This is a genomic window from Micromonospora sp. NPDC004336, from assembly GCF_053602615.1.
On the sequence record NZ_JBSGDY010000058.1, the window covers coordinates 1 to 11,701 of the forward strand.

Annotated in this window: 12 protein-coding genes; 7 read left to right on the plus strand and 5 right to left on the minus strand. The window is 74.7% G+C overall.

Annotated elements, in window-relative coordinates; translation table 11 throughout:
- Window positions 1-245: 245 nt before the first annotated feature.
- Window positions 246-431 (minus strand): hypothetical protein, encoded by a 186-nt coding sequence (locus tag ACWENR_RS14890; protein WP_452277538.1) that lies wholly within the window; start codon window positions 429-431, stop codon window positions 246-248.
- A 62-nt stretch (window positions 432-493) separates the two neighbouring features.
- Window positions 494-1,408 (minus strand): DUF72 domain-containing protein, encoded by a 915-nt coding sequence (locus tag ACWENR_RS14895; RefSeq protein WP_452277539.1) that lies wholly within the window; start codon window positions 1,406-1,408, stop codon window positions 494-496.
- A 130-nt stretch (window positions 1,409-1,538) separates the two neighbouring features.
- On the opposite strand from ACWENR_RS14895, the gene ACWENR_RS14900 reads away from it, so the two are divergent.
- From ACWENR_RS14900 to ACWENR_RS14915, 4 genes are all read left to right on the plus strand, one after another.
- Window positions 1,539-2,042 carry a DinB family protein gene (locus ACWENR_RS14900; RefSeq protein WP_452277540.1) on the plus strand — a complete coding sequence of 168 codons (504 nt, stop codon included), beginning with the start codon at window positions 1,539-1,541 and terminating at the stop codon, window positions 2,040-2,042.
- A 121-nt stretch (window positions 2,043-2,163) separates the two neighbouring features.
- Complete coding sequence (locus ACWENR_RS14905) at window positions 2,164-2,982, plus strand: hypothetical protein (RefSeq protein WP_452277541.1); 819 nt, start codon at window positions 2,164-2,166, stop codon at window positions 2,980-2,982.
- 304 nt (window positions 2,983-3,286) lie between these two features.
- Window positions 3,287-4,333, plus strand: coding sequence for an NAD(P)-dependent alcohol dehydrogenase (locus ACWENR_RS14910; RefSeq protein WP_452277542.1), 1,047 nt, complete (start codon window positions 3,287-3,289; stop codon window positions 4,331-4,333).
- A 23-nt stretch (window positions 4,334-4,356) separates the two neighbouring features.
- Window positions 4,357-4,872, plus strand: coding sequence for a 2'-5' RNA ligase family protein (locus ACWENR_RS14915; protein WP_452277543.1), 516 nt, complete (start codon window positions 4,357-4,359; stop codon window positions 4,870-4,872).
- Here ACWENR_RS14915 and ACWENR_RS14920 read toward each other — a convergent pair.
- On the minus strand, window positions 4,832-5,797 hold the full coding sequence (locus tag ACWENR_RS14920) for a DMT family transporter (RefSeq protein ID WP_452277544.1): 966 nt from the start codon (window positions 5,795-5,797) through the stop codon (window positions 4,832-4,834). The genes ACWENR_RS14915 and ACWENR_RS14920 overlap by 41 nt on opposite strands.
- A 100-nt stretch (window positions 5,798-5,897) precedes the next feature.
- On the opposite strand from ACWENR_RS14920, the gene ACWENR_RS14925 reads away from it, so the two are divergent.
- The 3 genes from ACWENR_RS14925 to ACWENR_RS14935 all read left to right on the plus strand — a co-directional run bounded on the left by ACWENR_RS14925 (window position 5,898) and on the right by ACWENR_RS14935 (window position 9,721).
- On the plus strand, window positions 5,898-6,797 hold the full coding sequence (locus tag ACWENR_RS14925) for a LysR family transcriptional regulator (protein ID WP_452277545.1): 900 nt from the start codon (window positions 5,898-5,900) through the stop codon (window positions 6,795-6,797).
- Window positions 6,798-6,986: 189 nt separating this feature from the next.
- Window positions 6,987-8,729 carry an exo-alpha-sialidase gene (locus ACWENR_RS14930; RefSeq protein WP_452277546.1) on the plus strand — a complete coding sequence of 581 codons (1,743 nt, stop codon included), beginning with the start codon at window positions 6,987-6,989 and terminating at the stop codon, window positions 8,727-8,729.
- 155 nt (window positions 8,730-8,884) lie between these two features.
- Complete coding sequence (locus tag ACWENR_RS14935; RefSeq protein WP_452277547.1) at window positions 8,885-9,721, plus strand: S1 family peptidase; 837 nt, start codon at window positions 8,885-8,887, stop codon at window positions 9,719-9,721.
- Between the two features lie 49 nt (window positions 9,722-9,770).
- On the opposite strand, the gene ACWENR_RS14940 is transcribed toward ACWENR_RS14935, so the two are convergent.
- Together ACWENR_RS14940 and ACWENR_RS14945 are read right to left on the minus strand one after the other, a co-directional pair.
- Window positions 9,771-10,691, minus strand: a complete 921-nt coding sequence (locus ACWENR_RS14940; RefSeq protein WP_452277548.1) for a carbohydrate ABC transporter permease — start codon at window positions 10,689-10,691, stop codon at window positions 9,771-9,773.
- Between the two features lie 58 nt (window positions 10,692-10,749).
- Window positions 10,750-11,700, minus strand: coding sequence for a carbohydrate ABC transporter permease (locus tag ACWENR_RS14945; RefSeq protein ID WP_452277549.1), 951 nt, complete (start codon window positions 11,698-11,700; stop codon window positions 10,750-10,752).
- Between the last annotated feature and the right edge of the window lies 1 nt (window position 11,701).

Sequence of the window (11,701 nt, forward strand, 5' to 3'; positions counted from 1 at the left end):
TCACCGCCGCGACCAGGACAAAATCGAAAGGTGGCACGCAGAAAACGAAGACTTCGAATAACCCGAGGCCACGCCGCACAGGTTAAAGATCAAGCCAGGTCAGGTCGAACTGCCAACGCAGGAGCGCGCGAGACGATTCCGGCACCGACCGATCATGTCGCAGGGCACGCGGCCGGGGCGACGGAATAAGGGCGGCCCGGGGCGGCAGCCACGCTGCACCCCGGGCCCGCCTCGGTTCCTCCGGCTCAGCCGCCGGTGCTGTCCTCCTCGGCGCCGGGCGACGGCGCGACGGGGTGCCCGGTGTCGTCCACCAGCCCGGGCGCCATGCTGCCGCCGTGCGCCTCCTGCGCCTCCCGGGTCTCGCGCGCCGCCGCGTCCCGGGGTACGCCCGGCATCTCGTCACCGGACCGCTCGTGCCGCTGCTCACTCATGGGTGGTTCCTCCCGTCGGTCGACGCCCCCGGCGGTACCCGACCGGTCCCGGCGAAAACCTGTCAGGCGGACGACGCCGCCTGCGCCCGGGCCGGTCGGCCCACCGGCTCGACGCCCAGCAGCCCGGCCAGCCGTTCCGCGTCGCGTTGGGCCTGGTCGCCGCAGCAGTTGTTGAACAGCACGTGCAGCTCGTCGGCCTGCCCGGCGAGCTCGGCCAGCAGCTCCGACCAGCGGCGCAGCTCCTCGTCGCCGTACGCGTAGCGGAACTTCTCCTGCTTGTTCCCCGTCTCCCAGGCGGTGCTGTGGCCGTGGAAGCGGACCACCGCCAGCTCCGACGTGGCGAACAGGATGGGCGGCACCGACGACGGGTGCCCCTGGGGCATGTCCACGCAGACGAACGACAGGCCGCGTTCCCGCAGGAAGCCCAGCGTCTCCAGCGCCGCCGTGCCGTCGAACCAGGATCCGTGTCGCAACTCGACGGCGACCCGCCACGGCCGGCAGCGCTCGGCCACCTCGGCGATGCGTCGTTCGGCGGCGGCGCCGCGCGCCAGCCACGGCGGGAACTGGAGCAGGACCGCGCCGAGCCGGTCGGCCGCCGCGATCGGCTCGAGCGCCGCCCGGAACCGGTCCCACAGCTCGTCGTACGCGGCCGTCGGCAGGTCCCGCCAACGGACGCGACTCGGGCCGCCGGCGGGGCGCAGGTCGCGGGGCAGCATCGCCACCGGCGTCGGGTGGCCGGTGAAGAGGCTGAACGCCTTGACGTCGAAGGTGAACCCCTCCGGCGTGGCGTCGACCCACCCCTGTGTCGTCTCCGGTACGGGCACCGCGTAGTAGGAGGTGTCCACCTCGACCATGGGGAACCGCTCGGCGTAGAAGCCGAGCCGGCCGGCCGGCGTGTTCGCCCGGCGCGGGTACCAGCCCGAGCGCAGCAGCATCTGGTCCGCCCAGGACGACGTGCCCACCTTGATGACACCCATGTAGTTCACTGAACCCCGTACCGGACGAATCGGCAACCGCTGGCGCAAACCGGCGCACGCCCCGCGTCTTCCTGTCGGTGGCAGGGCCTAGGGTGACTCCAGACTGGACGACCGGAGAAGGGTGACGGGGATGACGATGTCCGAGCAGCTGACCGGGGAGCGGGCCGAGCTGACGCAGACCCTGCGCCTGCACCGCGGGTTCCTGCGGCAGACCGTCGCGGGGCTCACCGACGAGCAGGCCGCCACCCGCAGCACGGTCAGCGAGTTGTGCCTGGGCGGCCTGATCAAGCACGTGGCGACGGTCGAGCAGCGGTGGGCGCGGTTCGCGGTCGGCGGCGCCGAGGCGATGAACAGCGAGCCCCTCGACTGGGCCGGGCAGTTCCGGATGACCGACGGCGAGAGCCTGGCCGGGCTGCTCGCCCACTACGACGAGGTGGCCGCCGCGACCGACGAGCTGATCGCCACGCACGACCTCGACGCCACCCACCCGCTGCCGCAGGCGCCCTGGTTCGAGCCGGGCGCGTCGTGGTCGGTCCGCCGCGTCCTGCTGCACCTGATCGCCGAGACCGCCCAGCACGCGGGGCACGCCGACATCATCCGCGAGTCGATCGACGGCGCCAAGACCATGGGCTGACCCCGCCCCGGGGGCCATCCGCGCACCGTCCCGGGCCCGCTGTTTGTCGGACGTCACACCCGGCCCGTGTGACGTCCCGACGGCCGGTGGCGCTGAGGGACACGAGATGAAAGCACACCGGATGGACCAGGAAACCGTCGAGCGGCTGCTCGGCGGTCCGGTCGTCGACCCGCAGGACGTCCCGCGGCCGGTCGCGTCGCTGCTGACCGCGGTCCGGGCCGCGCCCCTTCCCGGTGAGCTCGCCGGGGAGGACGCGGCGGTGCGGGCATACCGGCTGGCCCGGGCGGGCAGTCCCGTCGGCGGGCCGGCGCGGGGCCGGTCCCCGATGCTCGCCCGGCTCGGCATCCGCGCGGCGATCGCCGGGGCCGCCCTCGCCGTCACCGGCGGGGTGGCGTTCGCCGCCACCGGCGGCACGCTGCCAAGCCCGCTGCGCGGCCCCGCCCCGGCCCCTGCCACCGGGTCCGCCACCGCGCCCGCTCCGTCCGTCCCCGCCCCGACCGCCTCCCCCACGGGGGCCGGGGACCGGCCCGCCGCGCCCGGCTCCACCGTGGCCGTCCCGCCGGAGCAGCACGCGGCGGTGGCGAAGCTGTGCCGGGCCTACCGGGCCGACGGGGACGATCCGGACCGCGCCCTGGACAAGCCGGTCTTCGACGACCTCGTCCGCGCCGCCGGTGGCCGCGGCAAGGTGGCCGGCCTCTGCGACCAGGTGCTGGGCGACGCTCCCGAGCATCCCGCGGGATCCGGCACACCGACCCGCCACCCCGGGGTCGATCCGACCGCCCGGCCGACCGGTCGACCCGGGGCGTCGCCGTCGGTTCCGACCGGGCGACCCCCGGCGCCCGGCGCCCAGGTGACGTCCGGCATCCAGCTCACCCCCGACGGCGTCCACGCCTCGCCCGACCGCGCCGGGCGCTCCCCGGGCAGCGGCGACGAGCGCTGACCCGCACGTCCCGCCCCGCGCCGCGCAGCGCCCCACCCCGACCAGCCCCGCCCCGCCCCGCCCCGCCCCGCCCCGCCCCGCCCCGGTGACCAGCCTGGTCCCACCGGCCAGCCCTGATGCCCGCCGACCATCGACCCGCTCGCCCCACCGGCAACCTTCGCCCCACTGCTCAGGCGCGCCGCACCGTCCCTTGCCCGCGCGCGGGATGCCGGTGGCGCCCGTGGGGGCGGCAGAGGTCGTTTGACCTGGTGCTGAGCGGGCAGGCGAGGAACCGCAGGCGAGAACCGGAGGACAGGAGACGGCCATGCGTGCGCTGCGGTTGCCGAACTGGAAGTCGGAACCCGAACTGGTCGAGGTCGACGAGCCCACCCCGGGCCCGGGGCAGGTGGTGGTGAAAATCGGCGCCGCCGGGGCGTGCCACTCCGACCTGCACCTGATGCACGACTTCGAGGCCGGCGCGGTGCCCTGGAACCCGCCGTTCACGCTCGGCCACGAGAACGCCGGCTGGGTGCACGCCCTCGGCGACGGGGTGACCGGGCTGACGGTGGGCCAGCCCGTGGCCGTGTACGGGCCGTGGGGCTGCGGCACCTGTGCCCGCTGCCGGGTGGGGGTCGACCCGTACTGCGAGAACCCCGCCGGGGCGCCGGTGCCCGGCGGGGGCGGCGGCCTCGGCCTGGACGGCGGCATGGCCGAGTACATGCTGGTGCCGCAGGCCCGGCAGGTCGTGCCGCTGCCCGACGGGCTCGACCCGGTGCTGGCGGCGCCGCTGACCGACGCGGGGCTCACCCCGTACCACGCGATCCGCCGGTCCTGGCCGAAGCTCGGCCCGACCAGCACCGCCGTGGTGATCGGCGTCGGCGGGCTCGGCCACGTCGGCGTGCAGATCCTCAAGGCCACCACCGCGGCGCGGGTGATCGCGGTGGACACCCGCGAGGAGGCGCTGAGGCTGGGCGAGGAGTGCGGCGCGGACCTGACCATGCTCTCGGGCTCCGGCACCGCCGAGGAGATCCGCCGGGCCACCGGCGGCCGGGGCGCGGACGTGATCCTGGACTTCGTCGGCGCCGACCCGACCCTCGCGCTCGGCGCCGCCGCCGCCCGCACCGTCGGCGACCTCACCATCGTCGGCATCGGCGGCGGCACGCTGCCGGTGGGCTTCTTCTCCGTGCCGTACGAGGTGAGCATCCAGACCACCTACTGGGGCAGCCGGCCGGAACTCATCGAGGTGCTCGAGCTGGGCGCCCGTGGCCTGGTGAAGCCGAAGGCGACCACCTTCGGGCTCGACGAGGCGATCGTCGCGTACCGGAAGATGCGCGACGGCACGCTGGAGGGTCGGGCCGTCGTCGTGCCCTGACCGCCGCGTCCTAAAGTGATCATGTGGTCGCAGCGCTGGAGCTCTACCTGGACACCGACGCCACCCGACGGATCCGGGTGCTCTGGGACGCGTTGGAGTCCGAGGGCGTGCAGAGCATGCGCTCGCTGCTGGAGCAGCGGCACCGGCCGCACGTCTCGCTCGCCGTCGCGCCCCGCTTCGATCCGGAGCGGGTGGCGGCGGCGCTGCGCGGCACGGTGGTGGCCGCCCCGCTGCGGCTGAGCTTCCAGCACGCCGGTCAGTTCGTCGGCCGGGTGCTCTGGCTGGGCCCCACCCCCACCGCCGAGTTGCTCGCGCACCACGCGCGGGTGCACGGGCGGCTGGCCGAGGCCGGGATCGGGCTGGTCGAGCACTACCAGCCGGGGCGTTGGGTGCCGCACTGCACGCTGTCGATGCGGGTGCCGAACGCCCTGATGGCCGCCGCCGTGCGTCGTTGCCTGGAGGTGCTGCCGCTGGAGGCGACAGTGGTCGGCGCGGCCCTCACCGACCACGCCCGGGGCCTGTCCCTTCCGTTGCCCTGAGGGCGGCGCCGGGCGCCCGGGTGGCGGCCTCGTCCCCCGGCGTCGGCGGCGGCGCCGTCCCGCGTCGCGTCAGGGCCACCCCGGCGAGCACGACGAGCATTCCGGCGACCGTGCGGAGCGTCAGGCTCTCCCCCAGGAACGCGGCTCCCAGCGCCACGGACACCACCGGCAGCAGGTACCCGACGGCGGCGGCGTTGGTCGCGCCCTCCTCCGCGATGACGCGGAACGTCAGGTGGAAGGTGACCGCCGTGCAGAGCACGCCGAGGACGAGGACGGCGACGGCGGTCCACGGGGTCGGCCGGGGCACGGTCAGGCCGCCGGCGGGCAGGGTGAGCAGGCTCCACCCGGTGGCGGCCACGAGCTGGGCGGCCGAGAGCGAGATGGCGGGGACGCCCCGGCCGGCCAGCTCGCGGCCCATCCAGGCGAAGCCGACCGCGTAGCTGGCGGCGGCCCCGAGGAGGGCGAGCGAGTCCGCGCTGACGAGGCCCGCCCGGCCCCAGGGCGCGAAGATCATAGTCACGCCGGCAAAGCCCAGCGACAGGCCGGCCAGCCGGACCGGACGCGGCGCCCGCTCCGCTCCGAGGGCGACGCCGAGCAGCAGCGCCCAGAACGGCGTGGTCGCGTTCAGCACGCCGGCCACCCCGGAGTCGACGGTCCGCTGGCCGAGGCTGAACAGCGCGAACGGCAGGGCGTTGCAGAAGAAGGCCGCCACGACCAGCCGGCCCCACGTCGCCCGGTCGCGGGGCAAACGGTGCCCCGCCCAGCGGCAGGCGGCCAGCAGCGCGGCGGCGCCGACGGCGCACCTGGCGAAGGTGACCTGGGCGGGCGACAGCTCCGCCAGGGCCACCTTGGTCCACAGGAAGGTCGAGCCCCACAGCAGGGCCAGTACGCCCAGCCGCGCCACCGCCCACGGTCCCCCGCCCATCGCCGCCTCCACCGTCGTCGACCGTCTGCCTGCTCCACCGTGCCCCGGCCGGCCCGACAGGACAAGTGAATGTTTCTGCTCAACTGTTAAGGTCAGCTACATGCTTGACGTACGGCGGATGCAGGTGCTGCGCGCGGTGGTGACCGGCGGGTCGGTGACGGCGGCGGCGGCCCACCTGGGCTACACGCCCTCCGCGGTCAGCCAGCAGGTCGCCGCGCTGGAGCGGCAGGCGGGCGTCGCGCTGCTGGAACGCTCCGGCCGGGGCGTACGCCCGACGGCGGCCGGGCTGCTGCTGGCCGAGCACGCGGCCGTCATCGGCCGGCACCTCGCCGAGGCCGAGACGGCCCTGGCCGAGTTGCGGGCCGGACGCACGGGGCGGCTGGCGGTCCGCTACTTCGCCACGGCCGGCGCCGCCCTGGTGCCGCCGGCGCTGGCCCGGTTCCGCCGGGACCACCCCGACGTCCGCGTCGACCTGCGGCTGGTCGACCCCGACGACCCGCTGCCGGCCGTCGAGCGGGGCGAGGCCGACCTCGCCATCGTGGTGCACCACCGGGGCCCGGCAGGCCGCGACGGCCTCCGCCTCGTCCACCTGCTCGACGACCCCTACCTCGCCGTCCTGCCCCGGGGGCACCGGCTCGCCGGCCGGCGGGAGCTCGACCTGGCCGACCTCGCCGACGAGCCGTGGGTGGGCAGCGAGCCCGCCGGCCCGTGCCGGGAGGTGGTGCGGGACGCGTGCGGCGCCGCCGGCTTCAGCCCGCACGTGGCGGTCGAGAGCGAGGACTACCCGACCACGCAGGCGTTCGTGGCCGCCGGGCTCGGGGTGGCGGTGGTCCCGCGCACCGGCCTGGACAGCCCGCACCCCGACGTGGTCGTGCGCGCCCTGCGCAACCCGAGGCCGGCCCGCCCGATCCACGCGGCGGTGCGGGGGTCCACGCTGGACCAGCCCGCCCTGCGCGGCCTGCTCGACGCGCTCCGGCACGCGGCGGCCGCGCGCCGCTGACGCGCGGCCCCCCCGCTCGACGCGCTCCGGCACGCCGCCGCGCGTCGCTGACGGGTCGGCCCACCGGGGACGGTCGGCCGGGGCGGCGGGCGCAGTACTTTTCGTCGATGTCTTGACCGGACGCGGCACCGCCCTTACGTTCATCGGACGTCGTACGTCTTACGACTACCGTCCCCTGGAGGTGCCCCCGTGCCCCTGCCCCGATCCCTGACCCTCGCCGTCGCCCTGGCGCTCGCCGCCACGGCCGGCACGTTCGCCGCCCCACCGGCCGCGTCGGCCGCGCCCGCCGGTGTGACCGCCACCGTCGGCGCCGACTGCACCACCAGCCGGTTGACGCTGCTGCTCGACAACCGCAGCTCCGCGACACAGACCTTCACCGTCACCTGGCCCGACCGCAGCGGTTCGCCGTGGACCCGCACCGTCGCCCCCGGCGCCGCCGACGAGCTCTACTGGACCCTGTCGCCGGGCACCCCGTACACGCTGCGCACCACCACCCCGACCGGGCTCGACGAGGAGGTCGGCGGCATCTTCCACTGCGGTACCGGCATGTCCGCGCTGGTGAGCGTCGACTGCACCGCCGGCCGCCTCCAGCTCGCCCTGGATAACCGCACCACCACCAGCCGGACGTTCACCGTCACCTGGCCCGGGCGGTCCGGGTCGCCGTGGACGCGCACCGTCGCCGCCGGCGGCAACACCCTGCACTACTGGACGGTCCCGCCGGGCACCGCGTACGAGCTGCGCACGACCGCCACCGGCTTCGACACCACCCACCGGGGCACCGCCACCTGCGGCCTCGCCCCCGGCACGCCGCGGCTCAACCACACCACGCTGATGAGCACCAGCACCGTCATCCGCGGCCTGAACGGCCCGAACGGGCGCTACGACGGCACCGTCGCCTCCGTCCGCATCCCCGGCATGGCGGTCACCGGCAACGGCACGATCATCGCCGTCGCCGACGCCCGGGTCGACGGCTCGTACGACCTCGGCGGCGGCACCAACAACATCCAGCTCGCCATGACCCGCAGCACCGACGGCGGCCGCACCTTCGAGCAGCCCCGCGTCATCCTGGCCCCGCCGACCACCAGCGAGGGCGTCGGCGACCCGAGCCTGCTCGTCGACCGGACCACCGGCACGGTCTACTGCTTCTACACCTACTCCCCGCGCCCGGGCATCAGCTTCTGGTCCGGCTCGTCGGGCAGCAACGCGGCCGGCGACCCCAACAGCATGCACCTGCGGTACATCACCAGCACCGACCACGGGGCGACGTGGAGCGCGCCGGTGGAGCTGAACCCGGCGGTCAAGGACCCTGCCTGGCGGCAGGTGTTCTTCTCCTCGGGGCACGGCATCCAGACCAGCAGCGGCCGGCTGGTGCAGCCGATCGCCTACCGGGACGCGGCCGGCACCAGCCACGCCGCCAACGTGTACAGCGACGACCACGGCCGCACCTGGCGGCGCGGCGGCTCCGCCGGGGCGAACATCAACGAGAGCAAGGCGGTCGAGCGGGGCACGGGAGCCGTGGTGCAGAACATGCGGCACAACGGCACCCGGTACCGCTACTACTCCACCTCCACCGACGGCGGCGCCACGTTCGGGGCGGCGACGGCCAGCGCCGCGCTGACCGACCCGCTGTGCAACGCCGACGAGCTGTCGTACCTGACCCCGGCGCAGGTCGGCGCGAACGGGGCGCCGGTGCGCACCCGTACCGCGCTGTTCAGCAACAACGCGCACCCGACGGCGCGGGAGAACCTGACGGTGCGGCTCTCCACCGACGACGGGGCGACCTGGCCGGCCCGCGCGCTGGTCCGCCCCGGGGCGGCCGGCTACTCGACGATGGCGGTGCTCGCCAACGGCGAGGTGGGCAACCTCTACGAGATCGGCGCGGGCCAGATCGTCTTCGCCCGGTTCACCGTGGGCTGGGTGCGCGGCGCGTGACCTGACGCGGTCCCGGCACGACCGGCGTGCCGGGACCGCGCCGTCGCACCCCGGCGGGCCGGCGGCGCGGGCCCCGCCGGTCGCGGCTTGTCCTCCCGGCGGTCCCGGGTGGATTCTGTACGGGATCGACAGAGACGGATCTATCGGAGGTTCGGATGCGCCGGTTCCCGCTCGCCCTGCTCCTGCTCGCCGCGCTGCTGCTCGGCCTGCCGGCGCCCGCCCACGCCGACCCCGACCGCGCGGCGGCCGCGCTCGCGGCGGTACGCACCGCCGGCACCGCCTGGGGGCTCGACCCCGCCACCGGGCGGATGACCCTGACCGTCGACGACACCGTGTCGGATCGGGACGTGGCGGCCCTGCGGGCGACGGCCGCGCGCGCCGGGGCGGTGCTGCGCCGGGAGCCGGGGCGGCTGCGCGTCCTCATCGCCGCCGGCCAGGCCGTCTACGGCGGCGGCGGGCGGTGCTCGCTCGGCGCCAACGTCCGCAGCGGCACCACCGCCTACTTCGTCACCGCCGGCCACTGCGCCGCCGCCGCGTCGACCTGGTACGCAGACGGCGCGCAGACCACCGTCCTCGGCACCCTGACCGGCACCAGCTTCCCCGGCAACGACTACGGGCTGGTCCGCTACACCAGCCGGATCGCCCATCCCAGCGCCGTCTACACCCACCCCGGGCTGCTGACGGTCTACGGCGCCGGCAACGCGTACGTCGGCCAGGCCGTCTGCCGCAGCGGCGCCACCACCGGGGTGCGCTGCGGCTCGGTGACCGGGCTCAACGCGACCGTCAACTACGCCGAGGGCAGCGTCACCGGCCTGATCCGGACCAACATCTGCGCCGAGCCCGGCGACAGCGGCGGACCGCTCTACGTCGCGGCCACCGGCACCATCATCGGCATCCTCTCCGGGGGCAGCGGCAACTGCACCACCGGCGGCACCACCTACTACCAGCCGATCACCGAGATCCTCGCCGCGTACGGCCTGACGATCCCCTGACCGGCCCGGCCGGCCCCGTGCCGCGACACGGGGCCGGTCCGGAGCCGGCTCAGCCCTTGCGCCCGGTGGTGGCGATGCCCTCGACGAAGTGCCGCTGGGCGAGAAAGAACAGCACCAGCATCGGTACGGTCGCGATGACGCTGCCGGCGAGCACGACCTCCCACTGCTGCTCGCCGCCGTAGCCGAAGCGGTCCAGCACCACCTTCAGCCCGCGCGGCAGCGTGTACAGCTCCTCGTCGCGCAGGTAGATCAGCGGCTTCATCAGGTCCGTCCAGCTCGCCTTGAACTCGAAGACGAACGCCACCAGCAGGGCGGGACGGATCAGCGGGAAGGCCAGCTTCCAGAACAGCTGCGGATAGCTCGCCCCGTCGACCCGGGCCGCCTCGAAGTACTCGCGGGGCAGCGAGAGCAGGAACTGCCGCAGCAGGAAGATGTAGAACGCCGAGCCGAACAGGTTGCCCGCCCACAGCGGCACCTGCGTGTCGGTCAGCCGCAGCTCCGACCAGATCAGGTAGGTCGGGATCATGGTCACCGCGAACGGCAGCATCATCGTCGCCAGCACCAGCCCGAACAGCAGGTCCCGCCCGGGGAACCGGAAGTACGCGAACCCGAACGCCACCCACGCGCTGGACAGCGTCACCGCGACCGCCGCCGCGACGCCGACGACCAGGCTGTTGAGCAGCCAGGTGACCATCGGCACGGCGTCCCACGCGTCGGCGTAGTTTCCCGGCGCGAACGGGGTGGGCAGGAACCCGGTGGAGAAGACGTACTCGCGGGGCCGCAGCGAGGCGCTGATCAGCCAGACGAACGGCAGCATGAACACCACGGCGGCGCCGACGAGCGCGACCACGAACAGCGCCCGCTGCCAGAGCGGTCGCCTCGCCTCCCCCGCCGCGGGTCGGCGCCCGGCGGGCGGCGGGGCGGTGGCCGGTACGGGAGCGGCGACCGTCCGCTCGACGGCGGCCGTCACGACCGGCCCGCCCCGGCCCGGCGCGCGCGGGCCGCGCCGCGCCGTCCCCACTCGCGCGTCACGATCGGTCCCCCTCGTAGTACACGAACCGGTTGCTGAGCTTCACCTGCACGAGCGTGATGACCAGGATGATCAGGAAGAGCAGCCAGGCCATCGCGGAGGCGAAGCCCATGTGCAGGAACTGGAACGCCTCCTGGAACAGGTGGATGACGTAGAACGAGGCGGCGTCGCTGTTGAACGAGCCCTGCGTCTGCCGGTTGCCGAAGTACATGGTGTAGACCTCGGTGAACATCTGCAGGGACGCGATGGTGTTGACGATCAGGGTGAAGAACAGCGCACCGGAGATCATCGGCAGCGTCACGTGCCGGAACCGGGCCCAGCCGCCGGCGCCGTCGATGCTGGCCGCCTCGTACAGGTCGCGCGGCACGTTCTGCAGCGCGGCCAGGTAGATGATGACGGTGGAGCCGAGGCTCCACAGGCTCATCAGGACGATGCCGGGCAGCACCCAGTCGGGGTCGGTGGTCCAGCTCGGGCCCTCGACCCCGACCAGCGCGAGGCCCCGGTTGATCAGGCCGTCCTGGGTGTTGAGCAGGAGCAGGAACAGGATGCCGACCGCCACCGCCGGGGTCATCACCGGCAGGTAGAAGACGGTACGGAAGAAGCCCTGCAACCGGCCCACCCGCTTGAGCAGCAGCGCCAGCCCCAGCGAGATGGCCATCACCAGCGGCACGTGCAGGACGGTGTAGTAGACGGTGTTGCCCAGGCTGCGGGCCACCATCGGGTCGGCCATCAGCTCCCGGTAGTTCTCCAGGCCGGTGTAGCGCGGGGCGTTGATCACGTCGTACTCGGTGAGGCTGAGCCAGGCGCTGGCGATCATCGGCCCGGCGTTGAAGACCAGGAACCCGACGATCCACGGCGCCAGGAAGACGTACGCCCAGCGCGCCTCCCGCCGGGCCAGCGGCGTGCGACCCCGCCGGCCGGCGGGGGCGGGGACGGTGGTGGTGGCCATC